Genomic DNA, 23862 nt, shown 5'->3' with positions numbered 1-23862 from the left:
TTAAACAAATTATTGCTTTAGGCAGTCTTATTGGTCTGGATATAAAGAATCAACAAGAAGACTGTTGGCACAAGAACAAATAGAATCGTTGCAATAAAGCCAAGATCGTTTACTTGCATTGAAAAATCGCCTCTCACAGAGCTAAATCAAGTTACATAAAGAATATCATCTATGGCTCATTTGAGTTCTTGGGTCTTAACACATCTCACTCAAAAGTTTTTCCGATAAACTTATCCCGAATTGATTCAACTGCTCAAATAGCCTAAGACTACTTATTCTTGCGTTTGGGCTTCGTTTTGACGACGACCCGACCATTCACGATGCTCTGGCAAGCAAGGCGATAATTATCAGGGCGTTTTTTGAGGCGACGCTCTTCAAAATCAGTTCTAGGAGAAAGGTTTTCCATACCTTCGACGACTTCAACCATGCAGGTTGCACATTGCCCAACGCCACCACAGTTCATTAACTTGGCACCAAATGTATAGATATCAACGCCATTCTGGAGTGCTTTCTCTCTGAGGTTGGAACCGAGGGATGCAATAACGATTGTATCGTCACCGTTTTCTTGGACAAAGGTGATATCAGACATGAATTCTCCTATTCGAACGCTAGTCGTATTTTATTTTAGCAAGGTAAAGTTTTTATAAGAAATTTTACAGGTTTGGCAGCTCTCCTCGTGATGACCAGCCATCTTTCGCTGAAACAAAGCGGGTATGATTATTCCTCAGAGCGATAATTGAAGTTTTTTGCCGTAATGTCCATGGAAGAACTGTTGTACCTTGAAGTCCCTACTCCTCACATTGACAAAGTTTGTGATTGGCTACAGCAGTCATGGCAGCCAACGATAGGTAAGACTGCTGCGACGCCTGATGGTGTTGTGGTTAATGTCGATGGGCTTGAGCTCTCAGTTTTTACTTGGTCTGTGCAACGGACGACTTACTTGAAGGTTTTTGCTTGGGGCGATCGCCGTCCTTCTGGGACAAAAGCTCTTTGTCAGAAATTAGAGTGGGATTTGCGCGAAGTTTTCCCAAATTGTTATCCAGCACCACCGGCATTAAAAGAAGGGCAATCGATTTTCGAAACATTGAAAGCTGATTATCCAAAAACGGTTCAATATTTTCAAAAATTTCCTCAGGGAGAATTTGATTTACAGCGAGCGTATTGGTGGGAAAAACGTTGGCGCGAAACGGTGAAAAATCCGAAAGAACCGAAGCAAGTGATTTTTGAGCAGGCGAGTGAACCGGATGCGAGTTTGCCAAGTTTCGATTTGGTTTATGTTGGTGGTGCGTTGGGCGTTATCCATGCGGCGGTGATGGCACGGTTGGGCTACAAAGTTCTTTTGATTGAGCGCTTACCGTTTGGCCGGATGAATCGGGAATGGAATATTTCTCGCAGTGAATTGCAGAGCCTAATTAATTTGGACTTATTTGATCAATCGGAAATCGAAGAGCTGATCGCGCGGGAATATAAGGACGGCTTTAACAAATTTTTTGACGGTAATAATCCGCCCAATCTCAAGGCAAATATTCTCTACACGCCTACTGTTCTCAATGTGGCGATCGCCTCTGAGCTGCTTCTAAAAAAATGTGGTGAAAAGTTATTGGCAGCAGGCGGTGAAATTTGGGATGAAACGGATTTTTTGCGGGCAGATGTGGGCGCTAGGCAGGCGAAAGTCTTTACGAAAAATATTGTGACCGGTGAAGAAAAGATTGCTCAATCACGATTGGTGATGGATGCAATGGGAACCGCTTCACCAATTGCAGCTCAACTAAATAAGGGTCGTCCTTTTGATAGCGTTTGTCCGACAGTAGGTGCTGTAATTAAAGGCTTTGATAAAGAAGTTTGGGATGCTGACTATGGTGATGTGTTGAATTCCCATGGCGATATTTCGCGTGGACGGCAACTGATTTGGGAGCTTTTCCCTGGTAAAGACGATGAGTTAACAATTTATCTCTTCCATTACCACGAAGTACATCCCGATAATCCCGGTTCGTTGCTGGAGATGTACGAGGATTTCTTTACGATTTTGCCGGAGTATCGTCGCTGCGAAATGGACAAGCTCAGCTTCGAGAAGGCCACCTTCGGGTATATTCCCGGTTACTTTAATGTCGGGTCGGGCGATCGCCAAGTGGCTTTTGAAAGAGTATTGGCGATTGGTGATGCCGCCTCGTTGCAATCTCCTCTCGTTTTCACTGGTTTTGGTTCCTTAGTTCGCAACCTCGATCGTCTCACGAACCTACTCGATATTGCTCTCAAACAAGACTTACTCGATACTCAAAATCTCAATAAAATCCGAGCCTACCAGAGCAATATTGCGGTGACATGGCTATTCTCGAAAGGGATGATGGTGCCGACTCATAGCAATTTGCCACCCCAACGCATTAATTCCATGCTCAATACCTTCTTTGGGTTATTGGCAGATTCCCCTCCAGAAGTGGCAGATACTTTTATTAAAGACCGCACCAGTTGGTTGATGTTTAATAAATTAGCGATCATGGCGGCGCGACAAAACCCTTTGCTGATCGTTTGGATTTGGGAGATGGCTGGCGCAAAAGACTTTATTCGGTGGGTTGGTGCTTATCTTGCGTTTACCTTCGACGCAATTTTGAGCTTTTTTATTATGGGCTGGCTGCCTCAATTTCTCGACAATTCCCAAGAGTGGCTCGAGGAAAAATATCCTAGTCTTTGGTTAACGCTACTTAGTTTGCGTTACCGCTTGACCGTTGGAACATAGCTCAAATAGCTGACTTGCAGCCTCTATACACTCAAAAAAGCGAGAGCTAACTCTCGCTTTTTTTGTATTCAAAATTGAAGTGGTGATGCTTCGTTAGATCACTTCGATTTCGTCTTCTCTTAGGTGTGCTGCGTACTTTTTCTCGAATCTAACTTTCACGGGTAAAGTTGCAGTGATAGGGCGACCGATAACCGCTTCGATATCGCCTTCGAGACCTTTTAGATCAAACGCTTCTTTGCGGTGTTGGGGGTGGTTATAAACAATTACCGATGTAGTGACACGGATGCGATCGCCGACGTTCATAAAACTTACTTTTCCTCTCTCGAAACTCAAAAAAATTTAGACGCTTGATAACCAGCGAATAACCTGACCATTGTACATAGGAGGGGGGACTCTCGTGTAGCTTTCCCCGATTTCCCGTCATGTTTATGGAATAGTGGCGATCGCTCAAAAATCTCTAATGGAGGAGGATGTAAATATTATTGCGAGGTTTCGTAAGGCAGAGGTCGATGAATGCACAATGAAAATATGACCGCATACAAGGATATTGATCATGAAGTTTTGGCTAACGTTTCTCCAGACACTGCCTGAGCTAACCGATTCGGAATTAAACGATATTCGCGAGAGTGACCTTTTTGCCCAGCGCCTAGAAACCAGCGAAACGGCGATCGCCACAGTGGGCTTGAATTCTACAACTCCTACATCTCCTGCATTTATTCCCCTTGGTGGTGCGGTCGTTTTTCCGGGGATTATCGTCACTCTGATTGTCCTCTTCCTGATGAGTGTCTGGGCTTATACCCGCGTCTATGTCATCACCCCAAACAACGAAGCCTTTGTGCGCACTGGTGGTGTCATTCGGAAAAAGAAAACTGTCATTCTCAACGGTGGTTGTATTGTTCTGCCCGGTTTCCATGAACTAACCCGTGTGCCTCTCCGAGAGATTTCCATCGATGTCGAGCGCACCGGAAATCTCGCTGTCAGAACTCAGGACTATCTCCGGGCCAATATGCGCGTCACATTCTATGTCTGCATTAATGCCAAAGAAGAAGATGTATTAGTCTCGGCCGCTAGACTCTCCAAACAAGGCCGCATTTCTGAGGATGATATTAAAGATGCCCTAGAGAAACGTGCTGATGATGCTATCCGCGCAGCTGCAAAACGCAAAAGCATTGCCGAGATTGACTCCGATAAATTAGGTTTTGCCGACGAAGTGCTGAACTTGATCCAACAGGATCTGAAAAAAGTCGGTCTAACGCTTAATAACATTGCGATCTCCGAAATTGAAGAAAGTGATACCTATGACGAAAATAATTTCTTTGATGCCCAAGGGGTGAGGCTACGGACTGAAACGATTCAAAAATCGATTAAGCAAAAACTTGAAGTTGAACTCAGTATCCAGAAGCAAAAGCGCGAACTACAGCTAAATACGAAGGTCGAGATTGAAGAACAAGAGCTTGCTGCTGAACAAAAATCATTAAAGCTCGCGAAATCCAAAGAAGAGGCAAAACTCGATCAAGCGAAAGCCATTGAATTTCTAAAGGCGCAACAAGCTCAAGAAATTCAAGCAGCGCAGGATCAAGAATTAGCCAAAATTGAACGAAATAAAATTCTTCAAGAGAAGGCTGTCGAAGAAGAAAAAATTCAACAAAAACTCTCAATTCAACAAAATCAAATTGCTGCTGATATTGAGCTAGAGGAACAAAATAAGGCGCTCAAAGTTGCCCGCACTCAACAACAACAGCAGGCTGAAATTGCGGAGATTAACCGCCAGAAAACGATTAATGCATCTCAACTTAAGGCACAGGTTGCCGTTGCCGAAGCCCAACAAGAATCACAAATCGCTAAAGAAGAGGCAGCGATCGCCATTGCGAATAAAGAAAAAGAACGTTTCGCTGCAGAAGCAGAACGAACGCAGGCAGAAGAAGCGGTTTCCACTGCCCAAGCCGTTGAACAAGCTGAAAGAGAACAACGTTTGGCGATTATTGATGCGGAGAAGGATGCAAATCAAAAGCGAATTGCCGATCAAAACGTCGTGGAAATTGATGTATTTCGTCGCCGTCGTCAAGCAGAAATTGCCCGCCAAGCAGCGGAGTTAGAAGCAGAATCAATTCGTACTCTTGCTGAAGCAAACCGTTATAAAGCTCTTGCAGATGCCCAAGGTAAACAGGCCATTATCGAGGCGGAAAATGCCTTGAGTAATGCGAATCGCACGGCGGAATTAATCAAATTACTCATGCCAACAATTTCAGAACAGTTACCCGAAATTATGCGTGCATTGGCTCCTCAACCAGGTGTTTTGGGTGATGCCAAGATTTTTGCGATGCCAGGTGGTGGTGCAAATGGCGAAGGTAGTGGCATTGATGACATTAATAAATTATTGCTTTCGACCAGTGGAATTTCTCTCTTAAATACATTTTTAAACGAGGGCAAACTAGGTGAGCTTTTGGGGCAAGTGAAAACTTTCCTGAACGATAATTCTGTGGATGCTGGCTCCTCGGAAATTTTAGAGAATATTGAATCTCTGCTTGAGTCTTTGCAAACATCATCTTCCACGTCGAGTGCTACATCTAGTTCTTCGACTACGGCTTTCCAGCCCAGTCGTGTTATTACGCCACCTCCCAGTGATGAGAGTACAGGGGCTTGAGTTTAGATAAGAAGCTTAAATCTAAACGGAAAACTCAATACGTTACCATGGCAAACGATTAGAGTCGGGGGATTTAGTTTGCTGTATTTTTGGCGGAATTGTGGTTTGTCTCTGGTGGCGATCGCCCTGTGGGGCTGTAATCAAGGTGGCTCACTGGAAGATAGTTTTGCCCCAGACCCAAGTTTGTCGCAACAACCGACAGTACTAGGTAATGGCTCATCCCGTACTGATTTGCCAGAAGGTTTTCCGCCAGAGATTCCCCTCTATCCTGAAGCGACGCTCATTCAGTCTCAACCGAATTCTACGGTTTGGGCGATCGCCGACAATGTAACCCAGCTCGAAGATTTTTATAGAGAAACCTTAGCCGCAGAAAGCTGGAATATTATCGCAAAGGCACCTACAACGGATGATTTTCAGCAACTGGTGGCGACCAAAAATAATATTGAGCTAAGCATTGCTATTCCGATCGATTCGGCTCCTGAACCTGAGGACTCTGAACAGGCAGTGGTGGGCACAACTTTTGTGTTGAGTTACCAAATTCTCAATGTGCAACCCCAGCTGAATTCAGCGGAACCTCTGGATAGTATTGCTGAGCCAGACAATGTAGAACCTGAAATTGAACCCACGTCCACACCAGAGACGGAAAAAAAAACGCCAGAACAAATTAAAGACTTAATAGCGCTGGATGTTTTCGAGGATTCAGAGTTTCAAGGCAGTCTAACTATTAGCCGTCGACAGTTTGCCCGGTGGTTATTTAAAGCCCATAACGCTATCTACGGCGATCGCCCCAACCAACAAATTCGTCTCGCAACGGATACCAACCAAGCCGTATTTCAAGACCTCCCGAGTAGCGATCCAGATTTTGGCATGATCCAAGGACTAGCCGAAGCTGGATTATTACCCTCGACTCTCACCAGCGACGCTAACCCCACCACCTTTCGCCCTGATGCCCCATTAACGCGCGAAACTCTAATTTCCTGGAAAGTCCCTCTCGATCGCCGTAAAGCTTTGCCTGAAACGACCCTAGAGCAAATTGCTGAAACATGGGGATTTCAGGATGCTACTGAAATTGACTCCCGTGCACTCCAAGCTCTATATATCGATTTTCAGAATGGTGACCAAGCTAATACCCGCCGAGTATTTGGGTATACAACTCTCTTTCAACCCAAGAAAACAGTGACCCAAACGGAGGCGGCGATCGCCCTATGGTATTTCGGCTTTCAGAGTGATGGCCTTTCTGCCGCAGATGTCCGTCCCTAAAAGATCTTCCTTCCCAACAAAAAAATCCCCAATCTATTTTCAGATTAGGGAATTCGGTAATTTGAGGTTTTAGACGAAACTTAAAATTAATGAATCGTGCTGCTCAAAAATCTAGTTGCTAGCAGTGGACATTGAAGTGCTGCCTTTCGCACGACGGCGAGTCAAAGTGTTAAAGAGCATGGTGCCGATCGCCTTAACGAGGTTACCTTCTAGCTCTTGGAACATCTTCATGTTCATACCGAAAGCATCATTCGCTTCATCAACAATCTGATCAGCCATCTCTTGAGAGACATCAAGATCGTTCATTGCTGCGCGATACATATCCTTAAACGCTTTCTCATCATCGATAGCGTCAAACTCATAGAAAGCAGTACCGTCGCCGTCGAGGTTCATTGCGTTCTGAGCAATTTTCTTGAGGATTTGACCACCAGAAAGATCGCCGAGGTAACGAGTGTAGGAATGGCTAACGAGTAGCTCAGGCGCTTCCTGTGCAACTTGGTGGATACGGTCAACGTATGCCTGACCAGAGGGGGTGATTTTGATTTGAGATTCCCAGTTTGCACCGTAGTAAAACTGTAGATCTGTCGCGAGACTCTCTTTACGGTTGAGCTCGGAGAAATAAATCTTAGACACGATGGGGTGATCCTTGAGACGCTCCATCTCTTCTTCCATCGCGGAGTAAACAAAATAAAGATCCGTCACGAGCTTGCGGTAGGACTTTTTCTCGACCACGCCTTTGAGAAAGCACTTCACGAAGCCAACGTTCTCGGCCATTGTGTGGGAAGTCTTGGTTCCCTCTCTTAACATTGTTGCTAGGTTAGCGACCATAGAAATAAATACCTTATTTGCTTAATAGATAATGGGACGAAAAACAGTAAAAAATTGTTAAAAAAGATTAACGGCCCGAAAGTGCCTAGAATCAAAGAATAACGGTTTTCTTTTGTGAACGGCATTAAGTTTTTTTACGTTGAAATATTACGAAAAATATTGTTTCTTACAGACTTGGTTTCTTAATGTCTGTCAGTTTTTGCTGGGTAGGCGATCGCCAAAAATTGACACCTTATCTCTCAGTAATTGGAGTGAATTCGATCTATATCGTTCGATTTTATGAGTCTTCACCAACACTTTAAGAAAGCTGTTTAGGATTTATTGAAAAAATATATAGTGCTTTGACGCTTGAAAATTGGTGCATTGGTCATGTAATGATATCTTCCTTCTAGTGAGGATTTCAGGCGATCGCTGACGTAAATCACATCTTCGCTTGATCGAAAGCATTTGCCTAAGGGCTTGGTCACACAAATAGCTTAGGACTACGTACAAGAGCTAATCGCGTCAATATCACTGATTTGACGGTAGGTTTCAGCCGATACTGTCTATAGACTAAAAGAAATCAGGAATTGCGAGGTTAAATACACATCTGTCATGTCTATCAACTCTGCTCTAGACGCTATCTACTCCGAAAAACTTATTACGCCCAAGATGGAAGCCTTTCTCACTCAAACGGTGAAATCCCGCACGTTAACCGTTGCTGAAAGAAGAGCATTACGGGAACTTGTTCAGAGAATTGAACGCGGCGAAATTATTTTACTTTCTGCTCAATAGGCGATCGCCTGACCTCATAGCTATGTAGCTCTGCCAGAAAATAAGTAAGAAAAAAGATACCTTCTAAATCTAAGTTTACTTAGAAGATATCCAAAAACACACTTGAGGAAACTTGTAATCAAGAAGGTGGGCGATCGCCTACTTCCAGCCAGCTCGGTCCATGAGCTTCACGGCATCAGCATTTTTCTCACCAAAGCTTTCGAGAGGTAGGTCAGAGGCCTGCCAATCACCAAACTGGGCTACCACTTCATTCGGCTCAATCTCAGCGATAACCGGATATTCGTTATTGTTATTCGCAAAGATTTCTTGGGCTTCAGGGGTCACCATAAACTCAAGGAATTCCTGAGCTTGCTCTGGGTTAGGCGCATTGGCCATCATGCCAGCACCACTGATATTGACGTGAGTACCGCCAGCTTCTTGGTTCGGGAAGAATGCGCCAATGTTGGCAATAATTTCTTGGCTTTCTTGATCATCAGAGCTACGTAGGCGTGCCACATAGTAGCTATTGACCAAAGCAAGATCGCATTCACCTGCTGCAACCGCCTTAATTTGAGCCGTGTCATTACCTTCGGGCTCACGGGCAAAGTTACTAACTAAACCCTTTGCCCAAGCTTCAGTGGCTTCTTCACCAAGCTCGACAATCTTCGATGCAACGAGGGATTGATTGTAGGTATTGCTAGAACTGCGCACACAGAAGCGTCCTGCCCATTTCGGATCAGCGAGATCTTCATAGGTGGTGAGGTCTGCTTCATCAACAGCTTCGGTGTTGTAGACAATGATGCGTGCCCGCTTAGTGAGACCGAACCAAGTATTGTCCGTGCTCCGCAGATTTTCTGGGATGGCACTGATTAAAGCTTCAGAATCGGTTTCTTGTAGGAGGCCTTCACTTTGTGCTCGCCACAGACGCGCAATATCAACGGTGATTAAAACATCAGCAGGACTATTTTCTCCTTCAGTTTTAAGACGTTCGAGCAATTCATCGTCTTTACCTTCGATTAAATTGATCTTAATACCTGTTGCTTGCGAAAAGTTGTCATATAATTCCGCATCACTGTCGTAGTGACGAGAGGAATAGAGATTTAGTTCGCCTGCGTCGGCATCAGCATCAGTATCTGTGCTTTCTGTTTCTGAGGTGGTTGTCGTATCACTTTCAGAAGGGGTAGGGGTTTCAGGAGTACAACCTACTGTGAATAGAGCAGCACTAATTGCTGCACCACAGAGGGTGGCAAAACGGATTTTCATATGAATCAGTCAAAAATGAATGATGTTATATTTTTTGAATACAGGCGTCATTGTAGCAGCTAAATGAAATTAATTCTCAAATAATCTTTGCGGCAGTCTTCAGTAAAATGGATGCTGTGGTTTTGATAGGTGGTAATGGAGCGTTATTACTGGGTGGCGTGGTCGCAGATTAAAGGGATTGGGCCGGTTTTATTGAAGCGAGTTTGGCAGCATTTTGGATCTCTAGAAGCAGCATGGAGATCACCGCGATTAGCTTTAGGGGAAGTGGAAGGTCTTGGTGGGAAGCTGGTGGATAAAGTGGTCGCTGGGCGATCGCCCGTCAATCCACAGCAGGTATATGAGCAGCATCTTGCTAAGAATCCACAATTTTGGACGCCATCAGATCCAGACTATCCGAAGCTTTTGTTGGAAATTCCGAGTCCCCCACCAGTCTTGTACTATCGCGGCCAAGTAAATGCGTTAGAAAACCAAGGAAAGATTCCGGCGATCGCCATTGTCGGTACCCGTCACCCAACAGAGCATGGCAAGCGTTGGACAGCCAGAATGAGTAAAGCTTTGTCGCAAGCTGGTTTTACCATCGTTTCTGGTATGGCAAAAGGTATTGATGGGATTGCCCATAACGCCTGTCTGAAAGTGCCTGGGCGTACTATTGCGGTGCTGGGAACAGGGGTTGACGTTGTGTATCCCGCTAATCATCGTCAGCTCTATGAAGAGATTAATGCGAAAGGTTTAATTTTGAGCGAATATCCGGCTGGGACAAAACCTGATCGGAGTAATTTTCCGGCTCGTAATCGAATTATTGCTGGGCTATCTCGTGCAACTCTCGTGATGGAAGCACCAACTCGATCAGGCTCGTTGATTACAGCTCGTTATGCGAATGAGTTTAATCGTGATGTTTATACCCTGCCCAATTCCCCTGAGCAGCAACAGGCAAGCGGCTGTCTTGATTTGATTCGGCGTGGGGCTAGTATGCTCCTCAATGAAAAGCGTTTATTAGAGGATTTAGGGAGTCTGCCCCATTTAGACGAAGTGTCCCCGCAATTATCTCTACTGCCAACAGATGTGATTCCAGAACCAGTCTCAGAACCAGAACCGGAACCTATTCCTCAAAAGCTAGACTTCACCCAAATTCCGCGAGATTTATTGCCGCTTTGGCACGCGATTTCTCCTGAGGCAACGCCTTTTGATCTGATTGTGGTGCAGTCAGGATTGAAGGCTGATCGGGTGTCTGCCACATTATTGGAATGGGAGCTGGAAGGTCTGATTAGTCAATTACCAGGGATGCGTTATCGTCGTCTCTAATAGGAGAGAGTCCAGTGTGTTGTTGTTAAGGAATGCTTAAGATCTATTGGCTTTGGCTATAGGGTGATCGCCATAATCCCCATTCTGAGTAGCTATTCTGTAAATATATCGAAAACGCTGAAACATTTATGGAGAGCGGCTTTGGCTGAGGAAATGGCCTTGTATTTATTGTTTGGTTAGGGGATGCCTTATTCATGTTGGTGGTGAAGTCGGTGATCATATATTTCTAACGTCTGATACATGAGTCATAAAATGGTGGCTACTACAATTTCCATCAAGAAGTCATCACGTCCCTTCATAGAAGGCTGTTATGAAAGCATTATTGGTTTATCCGGAGTTCCATAAAAGTTTTTGGTCCTTTGAAAAAACGATTCACCTCATCGGACGAAAAACATTTATTCCACCATTGGGGTTGATTACTGTGGCTGCAATTTTGCCGCAGGATTGGGAATTAAGGCTGGTTGACTGCAATGTGCGTGATGTAAATGATGCAGATTGGGATTGGGCAGAGATCGTGATCTTTTCAGGCATGATCGTCCATCGCGCCAATTTGTTGGGACTGATTAAAGAAGCGAAGTCGAGAGGCAAGAAAGTTGCTGTCGGTGGCCCCTATGCGACATCTTTGCCCCATGAATGCCAGGAAGTGGGCGCTGATTATATGGTGCTGGATGAAGGAGAAATTACGATTCCTTTATTCGTCGAGGCGATCGCCAAAGGAGAAGAATCCGGCGTTTTTCGGAGCGGTGGCGTGAAACCTGATGTGACAACAACGCCAATTCCGCGATATGACCTGCTCGATCTCAAAGCCTATGCCATGATGTCTGTGCAGTTTTCGCGGGGCTGTCCATTCCAATGCGAGTTTTGCGACATTATCGTGCTTTATGGGCGTAAGCCACGAACGAAAACACCGCAGCAACTGATTGCCGAGCTGGAATATCTCTATGACTTGGGTTGGCGCGAAACCGTGTTTATGGTGGATGATAATTTCATCGGCAATAAGCGTAATGTCAAACTCTTATTAAAAGAATTACAGCCTTGGATGGCGAAAAAAGGTTATCCATTTTCCTTTAATACCGAAGCCTCTGTCGATTTGGCTCAGGATCAAGAGCTGATGGATTTGATGGTCGCTTGTAATTTTGGGTCGGTTTTCCTCGGCATTGAAACGCCAGACGAAGAGAGCCTCAAGGTCACTAAAAAGTTCCAAAATACGCGCGATACTCTTAGCGACTCAGTAGATCGAATTATTGCCTCTGGGATTCGGGTAATGGCGGGCTTTATTATCGGCTTTGATGGTGAGAAAAAAGGCTCTGGCGATCGCATTGTCCGATTTGTAGAGAAAACTAATATTCCCCTTGCTCTATTTAGTATGTTGCAAGCTTTGCCAGATACAGCCTTGTGGCATCGCTTAGAAAAAGAAGAACGTTTATTAGGTCAATCCGCTGACATTAATCAAACGACCCTAATGAATTTTGTCCCGACCCGTCCCGTTGAAGAAATTGCCGAAGAATACATTCAAGGGTTTTGGGATTTGTATGACCCCATTGCTTTTTTAGATCGGACTTACCGTTGCTACCGTATCCTCGGCGAGGCCAACTATCCCAAAAAAGAATTTAAGGTAAAGAAACCTTTTGATTGGAGAGCGTTGAAAGCGTTGTGCATCATCATGTTTCAGCAGGGGTTGGTTTATAAAACCCGTGTGAAATTCTGGGGTTATTTATTCAGTATGATTCGCCATAATCCCGGCGGTGTCATCAGCTACCTTACGGTTTGTGCATACATGGAACATTTTCTTGACTACCGTTCCGAGGTGAGAGAGCAAATTGAAAAGCAACTCCGAGAATATCAAACACTACAAAATAAATTAGAAACGACGATCTCAACCAATAATGAAGACATTAAGGCGATCGCCAGCTAAATATAACGCGTTATGACGATAGCAAAGGTTGTCTTATGAGCTGTTCTTCCAGGAAGAATTAAGATGCAAAAAAACTTGAATCAATGGCAGGCGATCGCCCCTTAATCGTCATCCCGCTGCCTCGTATAAATCATCCTTCGATGTCAAGCTTGGAGAAGAAGAACTATGCTAAGACTGATTAAATAAAAATTTTTTTGAACAAGATCCGTTCTCAAAAGGGAGATAACATGCGCGCTTTACTGATTTATCCCGTTTTTCCAAAAAGCTTTTGGTCTTTTGAAAAAGCGATCGAATTAATTGGACGCAAGGCATTGCTTCCTCCTTTGGGTCTGATTACTGTCGCGGCTATTTTGCCCCAAGATTGGGAATTTAAACTGGTAGATCGCAATATTCGACCTGTGACAGAAGCCGAATGGGAATGGGCTGACATTGTTATTATGTCGGGGATGATTGTTCAAAAATATGACATTGCAGATCAGATTGCAGAAGCACGAAAACGAGGTTTGAAGGTCGCAATTGGAGGGCCTTACGCTACTGCTTTTTCCAAGGAATTAAGAGGCGAAGTTGATTACCTCATCTTGGATGAAGGGGAAATTACAATCCCTATGTTCATTGAGTCCATAGAGAAAGGTGAAGAGTCCGGCATCTATCGCGCCACAGAAAAACCGGACGTCTCAACCACACCTATTCCTCGATATGACCTTCTAGAGCTAGATGCATACTCCGAGATGTCAGTGCAATTTTCGCGGGGTTGTCCTTACCAATGTGAGTTCTGCGACATTATTGTTCTCTATGGTCGCAAGCCACGCACAAAGACTCCTCAGCAATTGATTGCCGAATTAGAATGCCTGTACGATCTCGGATGGCGACGCACTATTTTCTTGGTGGATGATAATTTCATCGGCAACAAGCGGAACGTGAAGCTTTTATTGAAAGAGCTTCAGCCATGGATCGAAGAGAAGGGTTATCCTTTCTCCTTTGGTACAGAGGCCTCTGTTGACCTGGCCAATGACCAAGAGTTAATGGATATGATGACGGCCTGTAATTTTGGTACGGTCTTTTTGGGTATTGAAACCCCAGATGAAGACAGCCTCGAAGTCACTAAAAAGTACCAAAATACTCGCGATCCATTGAGTGAGTCGGTCAACAAAATTATTAGCTCTGGCCTACGGGTAATGGCTGGTTTTATTGTTGGTTTTGATGGGGAAAAGAAAGGTGCGGGCGATCGCGTAGTGGAATTTGTTCAGCAAAGTACTATTCCAACTGCCATTTTTAGTATGTTGCAGGTGCTACCCGACACTGGTTTGTGGCATCGCTTGAAAAAAGAAGAACGTCTTTTAGAAGATTCTGGCTCTGGCGATATTAACCAAACAACACTGATGAATTTTATTCCGACTCGTCCTGTAGAGGAGATTGCGGAAGAATTTGTCCGAGGATTCTATGCGCTCTATGATCCACAAAAATACTTGGATCGTACCTATCAGCACTATCGGATTTTGGGTGAAGCACCTTGCCATAAGTATCCCAAAAAGCGTAAGACAAAAGCGAAAAAGCCCTTTGAATTTGCCATGCTTCGTGCCCTAGCGATTATTTGTTGGCGACAAGGTGTGGTTAGAAAAACAAGATATAGCTTCTGGTCTTATCTCGTGCAAATGTTTATCCACAACCGCCGTGGTATCCCTAGCTATCTCACGGTTTGTGCCCAAATTGAGCATTTCCTTGAATATCGAGAAATCGTAAAGGCAGAAATTGAACAACAGCTCGCTAACTATCAAGAGCAAATGGAAAACCGTGAGCTATTGCAACAGGAAACGCCTAAGGCGATCGCCAGCTAGAGAGAGAAAATAATATTTTTTCTGAGGGGGCTCTCTTGATTTCAAGAGGGTCTCTTGTCTGAAGGGCGATCACCTTAAAGTCGTTTGGCGATTAGTGGCACGAAAGTATCACTCAATTTTTCGAGAAGAAATTCTTGTTGATCTGCCGTTAATCCCTGAGGAAATTCGCAAGGCGTATTATTCACATCGACGACATAGATTTTTCCATCGTGGCGATCTCGCAAAATGTCGAATTCACCATAATCTAAACTTAATTTCTGAGCAAATAATTTTAACTGTTCGACCTCTATCTCAGAAAAAACAGATGAGACATTTTGAATCTCGATTGAAGAATAATTCGTTGGACTAGGTTGTTTCTGAGGACGAGAATCTATGATAGCCAAAGGCATTAAGCCATCATAGATTGGCATATGAATATCAACATATTGACCCTCTGTTTGTGTATCAATAAATTTCTGATAAATCGAATATTCATCAAAGTTTTCTTCTGTGATAGGCAACTCAATAACTTCACCATCACTCAAGCTATTAATATTAGATTTTTTGAAAGCTAATCCTGCCTCAGAAAGAGGATTGATGAGAATTGGGTAGCCAAAGACAGCCTCGAACACTTCACTGATTTTTTGTTTGCTAATATCCAGACTTTTAATATTGATAACTTCCGTTTTGATATCATCGAGAATCTCCATCAAATCTGCACTAAAAAAAGTGGCATCAAAATATTTAAAAGCCACATCAAAAGGCTGAGTCGGATTATTTGAAATACGGTAGCCAAGGTGACTGCAAAGTTTATAGGCGACAGAACTTGGCTCCGGCATCTCTGGATAAAAAAGAATAGTGATGGATGGATTCATGAGTGATGGGAGTTAGCCGTTAGTGCAATAAAAATTGATAGAGATTACTCAATCTTTTGTAGCTGAAGAGTGATTTGCAAGAAGAAAATAGCTTTTGACTACCCATTGATCTTGCGTAATTGTTCAATAATCTTGAGATGTGCTTTTGAGAAAGGATATTGATCTAAGTCCGATATTTTTACCCAATGATTGCCCTCTGAATTTTTTACGGTATGGATTTTTGGTGTTAGCTCAATCTTAAAGTGGGTATAGGCATGGAAAACAGTTTCTAAAGATTGTTGATAAACTGCATTCGGAAATAGCTCATCGAGCAAGGGTTTGAGTTCACCTTCGATATTAGGAAATTCCCATAAGCCACCGAGTAATCCCGTTACTGGACGCTGTTGAATAAATACTTTGTTTTGTGTATTGAAGGCGATCGCCGCGACTAATTTTTTTGTTGGGATTTTTTTCTTTGGCGCTTTACGTGGGAAATCTGTTGGAGTGCCCTGTTGATAGGCTTGACAGTTACTTTGCCATGGACAAATATCACAGCTCGGATTCTTTTGTTTGCAGAGCGTTGCCCCCAAATCCATCAAAGCTTGATTGAAATCCCTCGGATTTTCGATGTCGAGCAGCTGATCAGAGAGTTGCCAAAGTTCCTTTAACGCTTTTGCGGGTGGTCGATCAAGTGCCATTAAACGTGATAACACTCGTTTCACATTGCCATCGAGAATAGATAACGGCAAATTTCGAGCAGAACTGAGAATACCTCCCGCCGTTGTGCGCCCAACTCCCTTTAGCTGCAAAATTGCCTCCAAATCCTCCGGGAATTGACCACCAAATTCCGTCACGACCTGTTGTGCTGCATAGTGTAAATTTCTGGCCCGCGCATAATACCCCAACCCTTCCCAAAGCTTGAGCACTGTTTGTTGATCCGCTTGCGCTAAATTCTGCACGGTTGGAAAAGCTTTCAGCCAACGCTCATAGTAAGAAATGACGGTTTTCACCTGAGTCTGCTGGAGCATAATCTCCGAAATCCAAACCCGATAGATATTTGGTTCATTGCGCCAAGGTAATGTCCGACCTGCTTGCCCATACCAGCTCAGGAGCGATCGCCGCATTGCCTGTCTAGTTGCTTCCGTAAACACAGCGGTCATCGTAATCTTCCTTAAAATACAAAAAGAGCTCCAGACTAATCTGAAGCTCTTTTTAGAAGTACCCCCAAGGGAATTCGAATCCCTGTCGCCTCCGTGAAAGGGAGGTGTCCTAGGCCACTAGACGATGGGGGCTTGCGGACTGAGCATAGGCTTTTCGCTTACGACTCACAGTTAAACAATCTAACCGATAAAAAATATAATGTCAAGACTTTAATCCGAATTTTTTGTAGATTGGGACAAATCCTTCAATTTCTGCCATTTTTTGGGAAATGTGACTGATCTAAGGTGGCAAAGTGTCGTGCTTTTAAGCTGCTAAATCTTTGCGGAAAATAATTTTGTCGCTGCCAGCTTCATAAAAATCCGGGATTCTTGCTGTTTCTGTGTAGCCACATTTGGGATAGAAGGCTCGGGCATTTGCAAAATCATCGAGACTGGATGTTTCAACGATAATTAGACGCGTATTTCGTTCTAATAAAGTGGTTTCAACATGGCTCATCAATGCTTTGCCATAACCCTGTCGATGCTGCCCGGGGTGAACAAGAATCATCAAAATATTCCATGTTCCTCGCGTCATCGGTTCGGGAGTGCAATAGAGAACTCCCACTAAATCATCATTGGGGCTAAATGCCGAGAACCATAGCTCCTCACTTTCTCCCTTCAGATAACTCTCTAAAGTGCCTTGGACTAATTCAATTTCGTCAGGTTCAAAATGGTTTGCTGCCGCTAACTCTGTAATGGCGATCGCATCACCTACTTTTGTGGCTCTAATCATGAGTTTATTTCTCCTAAATTTGAAATTCGAATAATTGATGGATACTCTGCCGTAAAAATCTTTCCAATTTGAGCACTGGCTAAATAATGATTTTGGCGGAGGGCTTTGATGCAGTTTTCTCTTTGTTCCTCATCGATACTGGCTAGTAATCCCCCCGATGTCTGTGGGTCAAATATGAGTTCATATTTAGGCTTAGCCCGTGATTTTATCTCGCTATGAATAAATTGTTCTGCTGTGTGATTTTGTGGTGCGAGGGAGCTCGTAAAATCTTGGGCAATACTTTCTAAAGCCCCATCGAGAATCGGTAATTGGTCTAAATATAATTCTGCTGAAAGACCCGATGTTTGAAGCATTTCAAGGAGATGCCCCGCCAACCCAAATCCTGTGATATCTGTGCAAGCTGTTGCACTATGGTTGCGTAGAATTTCAGCAGCCTTTCGATTTGATTGCACCATTGAGGCGATCGCCCCATTGATCCATTTTCCTTTTGCAGCTTGTTGCATTTCGGCAGCGAATAGAGTGCCTGTTCCCAGTGGCTTTGTCAGGATAAGTGCTTGTCCAGCTTTGACTTTACCCTTGCGCCAAATATCATCGCGCTCAATAAAACCGTTGCAAGTTAATCCCAAACCTAACTTGTCTGATTCGTTGGTATGACCACCAATTAGCGCGATATTTTCCTCTCGTAAAACCTTTGTTACCCCAGCTAACATTTGTGAGAGAAGCCCTTGTTGCACTCTGGCCTTACCGTGGGGAATACTCGCCAAAACCAACACACTATGGGGCATCGCACCCATCGTATAAAGATCACTCAGGCAATGCTGCGTCACGATTTGACCGAGGAGATAGGGGTCATTAATTAAGCTCGGAAAATAATCGACCGTTTGCACCAAAAGTTTGTCGTTTGGCACTTGAATCACTGCCGCGTCATCCGGTTGATCGAGTCCAACAATCACTCCATCTGTTTCAGAGATTTCGAGATCTGCCAAAGCTGCCGATAAAATATCTTTGCCGACTTTCGCGCCACAGCCTGCACAATACATTTTGGGTTTGGGCTCAGCCATTGTCATCATCGGTTTCATTTCAGGCAAATCGGTAAACTGATCCATAAATTTCCGATCAATTTTGTCCTTCCAATCCCATAACCATTTTGCGCGCCAACCCAATTTCCCGCGTGTGGCGATCGCCTGTTTATCCCCAGTGCCAATAAGCGCTAAATAACGTTTTTGGGGTTTGTAGTGAATGAGGTCATCGCCTGTAAAAGTACGTTGCCAATTCTGAAAAAGCGGTTTTCCTTGCCGCACCGCAAACACCCCTGCTTTTGGTCGAGGATGATCCTGCATTGAGGCAATATCACCCGTCGCAAACACAAAAGGATGGGAGGGCGATCGCAAGGTTTCATCAATCACCACAAAACCATGAGTATCTGCTTGAATTCCACTTTGTTTAATCCATGCGGGAGCCGAAGCCTGAGTGACCCAAATGACTTGTCCTGTCAGCTTTAAACCAGACTGGCATTGCAACCCATTTTTTGAAACCTGCGCAACGTTTTGATTGAGATGAATATTGACGCCGCGCTCTCGCAATAACTTTTCAGTGAGTTGGCTGACCCAAGGATTACCATTGCCGTTAACCAATTCAGGGCCACGATGGACAAGCTGCAAAGATAGTAAATCTGGCGATGCTAACTTTTGGGTTAAAGCATGGTGAATATTGAATGCTAACTCTGTGCCACCTGCACCACCACCAACAATGATGATTTCTTGTTTTTGGGTCGGATGTTTGGAGGCGTTATCGAGAATGACTTGCCAAGCTGACAGAAATTCTGGCACCGGTTTTGCTGGAATTGCATATTCTTTGGCACCAGAGATCTTCCCCATGCTGGGCGTACTGCCAATATCCAACGATAAATGGTCAAATCTGACTGGTGGTCTATCTCGACAAATAACCTGTTTTTTCTCTAAATCTAGTCCGACAACTTCATCTCGCAAAAAATCAGCCTTTGCAAAATAGGCGAGGCGACGCAGATCGATATGGGTTTCTTCGTAATCGTAAAAACCCGCGACATATCCAGGTAGCATTCCCGAATAAGGCGTGTAGGTGACATTACTAATCAGCGTGAGGTGCACATCTGGCAACGGATTCATTGCCCACATCCGCAGGGCGATCGCATGACTATGACCACCACCAACTAAAACCAAATCCGTCATTTGCTAGCCTTTGCTCGCTCCACTGCTGATCATCTTTGCAGAAATACACCGGATTTCGCTGAGGAGCATCTGAAAATTTCGGGATAGTTATTCCGAATATTGATTAACCACCACTAACAGGCGGAATCAAGACCACCTCATCGCCATCTTGAAGCGTCGTATTTTCATCAACAAATTCCATATTGACCCCATACCGAGTGACACTGCGCCACTGTTCTAATTCGGGGTGTGCATTAAAAATCTTATCTGCCAAAGTCCCCACCGTTGCCTGATCGTCGAGCTGCAAAGTCAACTGTTCCTGCTGATAGGTTTCTTGGTAAATGGCGAAAAGCTTAACCGAAATATTAATCAATGGTTTTATCGAAGCAATGATCTACAGCAATGAATATAACTGCTTTTGCTCAGTTGTTTAGAGGGTTTCTATCTGTGTGTGACCAAGACTTAATTTAATGTCGATAGATGTGTATAGACATTAAATGAGTGCATAAAATCGATGAGTTAATCTGGTTCAGCGACCCGAATACGTCCACGCACTACGCTGTAGAGAATGCGATTAATTGCTCGTCGTTCGTCTTCTGAAAGTGTTTCGTCAAATACTGCTGCCATTAGGCCATATCGATCCGCTTCCGTGAGACATTTTGACCTACCGACTTCCGCTAAAATGCTTGCGACTGATCCAGGTAAAAGCTTAAGGGGAGATTCCATCTCGGCGATTATAAGCACTTGCAATATTAATTCGTAACTTAATATTAAGGTCTGTAAGTCGTCGGGATCGCGACGCAGATCATCATATTTTTGTGATTTAGAGCACAAAAAATATGTGATATAGATTGCTCCTTGAGATTAGGGCGGCAGCGTTTTTTTTGCTGTATTCTTAGGGCAAGGCCGCTTATCGACAGTTTATGAATCTTCTCCATTGCTATGAAATTTTAGGGTTACGGGTTGATGCTGAACTTGCAACGATTAAGTCGTCTTATCGGCGTTTGGCGCGACGGTTTCATCCGGATGTGAATGCAGGCGATCGCCAGGCTCAAGAAAAATTTATTGAGATAAATCGTGCGTATCGAGAGTTGATGCGGACATTGCCGAGTGCGGCATTTGATGAAGAGAAAGCGGAGCCGCTTCGGGTGAGTGCCCCCTACGAACTGTCAGCATTAGAACATCGACTGAAGTGGCAAACCTATCAATCACTCCAGACTTGTTTGCGTAAAGAGAAATTCGCCCGGGCGATCGCCTTAACTGAAGGTTTAGCCCAACGATTGCCCGATGACGTGGAAGTGCGCCAATGGCAAGGCATCATTTATTTATCATGGGGATCGCTATTGCTCCGTAAAGGCAAACAATCCCAAGCCCATACCTATTTTCGTAAGGCGATGCTCGCTGATCCTTGTAACCTCACCCTCCGCCAACAAGTTGAACAGGCGATCGCCAAAATCAAAATTTCCGCTGTTTAGTTTTTGGTTTTTCGCGTGTATCTTTTGCGTTCCGATTGAGTTAGCTGACGTAGGCAGAGATTGCCTCAAGGAATTGGATCGGTTGGAATGGCTTGGTGAAATAATTATTAGCGCCGAGTTTTTTCGCTTTTTGGCGGTGTAGATCATTGTCACGAGAGGTGAGCATGACGAAAGGCAAATCATTCCATTGCTGTTGTCCTCGTACCATTTGTAAAAGCGTAAAGCCATCGTAGCCCGGCATCTCAAGGTCACAAATCGCCAGATCGAAGACTTGGTTAGAACGGTTAAGGAAATTCCATGCCTCTTTGCCATCACGACATTGATGCACTTGGTAGCCACATTGAGTGAGCATTTTATCGAGAGTACGACGCACTGCGACAGAGTCATCAATCACTAAGATCGACGGTTGACGTAAATCTCGCTGAGCTGAAGTTTCTGTAATAGCTGGAGCAACGGGCTGAGTCTGCTGGTGCTCAAGCAATTCATCAAAGGCATCGGGCACAAGTACCGGAACCACTTCCCCGGAACCTAGGACTGTACAACCTGCCACATAGGAGGGATAGGCTACCGTTTGATTCAAAGCTTTTAATACTAATTCCCGCTCTCCAATAATCTCATCAACAGCGATCGCCATCGAGTTTTCATCCTGCCGGACAACCACACCGATAACTGGTTGAGGACGTCTTTCAGAGGGGAGAAAAATAGAAGACTGAGTGTAGGGCAAAAGCTGATCAAGGGCATGGAGTTTTAGATTTTGACCTTGCCAGTTTAAAAATTCAGGAGGAGCTTGGGTCGAATCTTTATCCGCGAGGGAAATAATGGCTTGCACATTTACCGATGGTAAAGCGATGATTTGCTGCTGACATCGGCAGAGTAATAGCGGCAAAATATTGAAACTGAGCGGAATCCGAATAACAAATTTCGTCCCCTGTTGAGGTTGTTGGTTTACCAAGACAGTGCCACTGAGTTGCCCTAGCTCAAGGCGCACAATATCTAATCCCATGCCTCGTCCAGAGAGGTCTGTTACTTCTTGGCGAGTTGAGAAACCCGGAGAAAAAATCAGGTCTAAAATTTGCCCATCACTAAGGTGATCGCGATCTTCAACGGTATAGAGACCTAGATCCAGTGCTTTTTGCCAAACCCTTTCGATATCAATGCCTTTACCATCATCACTAACTTCTACTTCCACCATATTTCCCTGCAATTTTGCAGAGACGGTAATGGTGCCAACATCAGGCTTACCTACTTGGCGACGTTGGACAGCCGCTTCGATGCCATGGTCAAACGCATTACGAATGAGATGAGTTAATGGAGTTCGTAACTGCTCAAGGATCGCTTGGTCAATGAGCACTTGTTCGCCAATAATTTGAAGTTGCGCAGATTGGGGATAGCGTTTACTCAAGGTTTCGAGGGAAGAGATAAAGCGCCTTGCCAATTTACCGAAAGGGATTAAGCGGGATTGGGTGAGATCTTGGTTGAGATACTCTAACTGTTGCCGCATACTGTCCAGGGAATTTTGAAACTCCCAACGGATCAACTCGATATCTTCTCGGATTTCTTGTACCTGTACCATCAACTCCTGGAATTGCTGGAGGTTGGAGTGAGCTTGGGTATATTGGTCGAAATGCAGACTATCAAACTCATTGGCGTTACCACGACTGACTGCGTTGTTTGGGGTGAGCGTTTCGCCCGGTGTCGCACTGGCCAATTTATCGTAGAGGGTGGTTACTTCATCGTGAATTGGATTGAGTTGTAGTGTTCTTTGTTTGAGATTACGACTCGCCTGTTGGAGTTGTTGGTGGTGTCGCGATAATTGCTCATACCCGATAAAAAGTTCTCCGACCGCGTTACCCATACGGTTGAGCTGGTCAATAGGCATCCGCACTTGGACAGTGGATGTTTTTTGGGGGGAGAAGGTTGTTTTTGCAGAAACTTTTGCTGGGATTTGGGTGGCTGTCGCTGTTGCCGCTACTGGAGTAAGAGTTGAGGGTTCTGGTTGCTGGGCAATCGGTTGAGGCGCTGGTGCTTTGGCCGTTTGATATTGGCGTACAAAGTCTTGAAAATCTGGAGAAGGGTCAGTGTGATCGGGGTTTTTGAGATAGGAGTTGCTGAGATTACGGATTTCGGCGATCGCCAACTCCGCTAACTTTTTGAGAGGTACTGCCGGATGTTGTTGTACCTGATTAATCATGACGGCAATATTTTGGAGCCACGGTAAACTCAGTGCTTCCCCAAGCAGCTGACATTCCTCCGTTAAGGTTTGGAAATGAGAACTGAGACGATGCGGAGTGGCGTCCGTCTCGAGAGAATCGGCCATTCGTTTGACACAGGCTTCGAGATCGACACTGAGAGCCGTTGCGACAAATTTACTGGGTGTCGCAGAATTATTGGCAGACTCGGAGCTGGGCTGGGTTTTGGCGTCGGCTGTCTCTAAAAATTCTGCGAGAGCCTGAATGAGTTCAGGAGCCCCCGCAGATTCACCTGGATTATTATCATCCGTAGACGCCAGATCAATGCAACTTTGCACTTCTTCCATCGCCAAACTCACCAGCTCAATGCCCGTGAATTGGTCTTGGATACGCCCCTCCGCCATCAATTCCAACAGGTCTTCCATTTTGTGGGCGAGTCGATTGAGCAATGACAGCTCTGCTAGGCCTGCACCACCTTTAATGGAATGGGCGGCACGAACGAGATTTTTATATAAAGCACTCGTATCAGCGCCTGTGGGCTGCTGTAATTCTTCTCGCAACTGCGCGGCGCTGTCGTTAAAAAGATTGATGAAATCCGGCGCATCTTCAAGTAAGAAGCAGTGACGGGTTTCGAGGGCGATCGCTTTTAAACTGGCTGCGTCCAACATGATGGAAATTAGATCCCGATAGAGTCTAGAGGATGAGGATGAACG

Annotated in this window: 20 protein-coding genes and 1 tRNA gene; 8 read left to right on the top strand and 13 right to left on the bottom strand. The window is 44.6% G+C overall.

Translation table 11 applies throughout. From position 1 onward, the window contains the following. Window positions 1–17: 17 nt before the first annotated feature. Both psbM and LEPTO7376_RS03685 read right to left on the bottom strand, forming a co-directional pair. A complete protein-coding gene (gene psbM / locus LEPTO7376_RS03690; RefSeq protein ID WP_015132907.1) occupies window positions 18–119 on the bottom strand; it encodes a photosystem II reaction center protein PsbM in 102 nt (33 codons plus the stop codon). Window positions 120–268: 149 nt separating this feature from the next. After that, a complete protein-coding gene (locus tag LEPTO7376_RS03685) occupies window positions 269–589 on the bottom strand; it encodes a 2Fe-2S iron-sulfur cluster-binding protein (protein WP_015132906.1) in 321 nt (106 codons plus the stop codon). Window positions 590–760: 171 nt separating this feature from the next. Here LEPTO7376_RS03685 and LEPTO7376_RS03680 point away from each other — a divergent pair, with 171 nt between their 5' ends. Further along, window positions 761–2734: an NAD(P)/FAD-dependent oxidoreductase gene (locus tag LEPTO7376_RS03680; RefSeq protein ID WP_015132905.1), complete on the top strand. Its 1974-nt coding sequence runs from the start codon at window positions 761–763 to the stop codon at window positions 2732–2734. A gap of 93 nt (window positions 2735–2827) precedes the next feature. On the opposite strand, the gene LEPTO7376_RS03675 is transcribed toward LEPTO7376_RS03680, so the two are convergent. After that, on the bottom strand, window positions 2828–3037 hold the full coding sequence (locus LEPTO7376_RS03675; RefSeq protein ID WP_015132904.1) for a ferredoxin-thioredoxin reductase variable chain: 210 nt from the start codon (window positions 3035–3037) through the stop codon (window positions 2828–2830). Window positions 3038–3287: 250 nt separating this feature from the next. Here LEPTO7376_RS03675 and LEPTO7376_RS03670 point away from each other — a divergent pair, with 250 nt between their 5' ends. Both LEPTO7376_RS03670 and LEPTO7376_RS03665 read left to right on the top strand, forming a co-directional pair. Then, window positions 3288–5378 (top strand): flotillin family protein, encoded by a 2091-nt coding sequence (locus LEPTO7376_RS03670; RefSeq protein ID WP_015132903.1) that lies wholly within the window; start codon window positions 3288–3290, stop codon window positions 5376–5378. A gap of 78 nt (window positions 5379–5456) precedes the next feature. Further along, the gene (locus LEPTO7376_RS03665) at window positions 5457–6638 is read left to right on the top strand and encodes an S-layer homology domain-containing protein (RefSeq protein ID WP_041763143.1); all 1182 of its coding nucleotides are present in this window, start codon (window positions 5457–5459) and stop codon (window positions 6636–6638) included. Between the two features lie 111 nt (window positions 6639–6749). On the opposite strand, the gene LEPTO7376_RS03660 is transcribed toward LEPTO7376_RS03665, so the two are convergent. After that, window positions 6750–7466: a heme oxygenase (biliverdin-producing) gene (locus tag LEPTO7376_RS03660; RefSeq protein ID WP_015132901.1), complete on the bottom strand. Its 717-nt coding sequence runs from the start codon at window positions 7464–7466 to the stop codon at window positions 6750–6752. Between the two features lie 594 nt (window positions 7467–8060). On the opposite strand from LEPTO7376_RS03660, the gene LEPTO7376_RS03655 reads away from it, so the two are divergent. Beyond that, a complete protein-coding gene (locus LEPTO7376_RS03655; RefSeq protein WP_015132900.1) occupies window positions 8061–8240 on the top strand; it encodes a hypothetical protein in 180 nt (59 codons plus the stop codon). Between the two features lie 138 nt (window positions 8241–8378). Here the strand turns inward: LEPTO7376_RS03655 and LEPTO7376_RS03650 are convergent, their stop codons facing one another. Next, complete coding sequence (locus LEPTO7376_RS03650; protein WP_015132899.1) at window positions 8379–9482, bottom strand: Fe(3+) ABC transporter substrate-binding protein; 1104 nt, start codon at window positions 9480–9482, stop codon at window positions 8379–8381. A gap of 129 nt (window positions 9483–9611) precedes the next feature. On the opposite strand from LEPTO7376_RS03650, the gene dprA reads away from it, so the two are divergent. The 3 genes from dprA to LEPTO7376_RS03635 all read left to right on the top strand — a co-directional run bounded on the left by dprA (window position 9612) and on the right by LEPTO7376_RS03635 (window position 14534). After that, window positions 9612–10784, top strand: a complete 1173-nt coding sequence (gene dprA / locus LEPTO7376_RS03645; protein WP_315861564.1) for a DNA-processing protein DprA — start codon at window positions 9612–9614, stop codon at window positions 10782–10784. A gap of 310 nt (window positions 10785–11094) precedes the next feature. Continuing rightward, window positions 11095–12699 (top strand): B12-binding domain-containing radical SAM protein, encoded by a 1605-nt coding sequence (locus LEPTO7376_RS03640; RefSeq protein ID WP_015132897.1) that lies wholly within the window; start codon window positions 11095–11097, stop codon window positions 12697–12699. 227 nt (window positions 12700–12926) lie between these two features. After that, window positions 12927–14534, top strand: coding sequence for a B12-binding domain-containing radical SAM protein (locus LEPTO7376_RS03635; RefSeq protein ID WP_015132896.1), 1608 nt, complete (start codon window positions 12927–12929; stop codon window positions 14532–14534). Between the two features lie 74 nt (window positions 14535–14608). On the opposite strand, the gene LEPTO7376_RS03630 is transcribed toward LEPTO7376_RS03635, so the two are convergent. From LEPTO7376_RS03630 to LEPTO7376_RS03600, 7 genes are all read right to left on the bottom strand, one after another. After that, window positions 14609–15388 carry a hypothetical protein gene (locus tag LEPTO7376_RS03630; RefSeq protein ID WP_015132895.1) on the bottom strand — a complete coding sequence of 260 codons (780 nt, stop codon included), beginning with the start codon at window positions 15386–15388 and terminating at the stop codon, window positions 14609–14611. A 98-nt stretch (window positions 15389–15486) separates the two neighbouring features. Further along, window positions 15487–16527, bottom strand: coding sequence for an A/G-specific adenine glycosylase (gene mutY, locus LEPTO7376_RS03625; protein WP_015132894.1), 1041 nt, complete (start codon window positions 16525–16527; stop codon window positions 15487–15489). A gap of 59 nt (window positions 16528–16586) precedes the next feature. Next, window positions 16587–16659 (bottom strand) — tRNA-Glu (locus tag LEPTO7376_RS03620). A gap of 172 nt (window positions 16660–16831) precedes the next feature. After that, the gene (locus tag LEPTO7376_RS03615) at window positions 16832–17299 is read right to left on the bottom strand and encodes an N-acetyltransferase (RefSeq protein WP_015132893.1); all 468 of its coding nucleotides are present in this window, start codon (window positions 17297–17299) and stop codon (window positions 16832–16834) included. Beyond that, window positions 17296–19506, bottom strand: coding sequence for a selenide, water dikinase SelD (selD, locus tag LEPTO7376_RS03610; RefSeq protein ID WP_015132892.1), 2211 nt, complete (start codon window positions 19504–19506; stop codon window positions 17296–17298). Before selD ends, LEPTO7376_RS03615 begins: the two co-directional genes overlap by 4 nt. A gap of 103 nt (window positions 19507–19609) precedes the next feature. Beyond that, entirely contained in the window at window positions 19610–19858 is a 249-nt protein-coding gene (gene moaD, locus LEPTO7376_RS03605) for a molybdopterin converting factor subunit 1 (protein WP_015132891.1), read from the bottom strand. Between the two features lie 146 nt (window positions 19859–20004). After that, window positions 20005–20211 carry a hypothetical protein gene (locus tag LEPTO7376_RS03600; RefSeq protein WP_015132890.1) on the bottom strand — a complete coding sequence of 69 codons (207 nt, stop codon included), beginning with the start codon at window positions 20209–20211 and terminating at the stop codon, window positions 20005–20007. A 197-nt stretch (window positions 20212–20408) separates the two neighbouring features. Here LEPTO7376_RS03600 and LEPTO7376_RS03595 point away from each other — a divergent pair, with 197 nt between their 5' ends. After that, window positions 20409–20960, top strand: coding sequence for a J domain-containing protein (locus LEPTO7376_RS03595; protein ID WP_015132889.1), 552 nt, complete (start codon window positions 20409–20411; stop codon window positions 20958–20960). Between the two features lie 40 nt (window positions 20961–21000). Here the strand turns inward: LEPTO7376_RS03595 and LEPTO7376_RS03590 are convergent, their stop codons facing one another. Then, window positions 21001–23817: a response regulator gene (locus tag LEPTO7376_RS03590; protein ID WP_015132888.1), complete on the bottom strand. Its 2817-nt coding sequence runs from the start codon at window positions 23815–23817 to the stop codon at window positions 21001–21003. Window positions 23818–23862 lie beyond the last annotated feature (45 nt).

This window comes from [Leptolyngbya] sp. PCC 7376, assembly GCF_000316605.1.
In the GTDB taxonomy this organism is placed as follows: domain Bacteria; phylum Cyanobacteriota; class Cyanobacteriia; order Cyanobacteriales; family MRBY01; genus MRBY01.
This window is presented reverse-complemented; position numbering and strand designations above follow the sequence as displayed.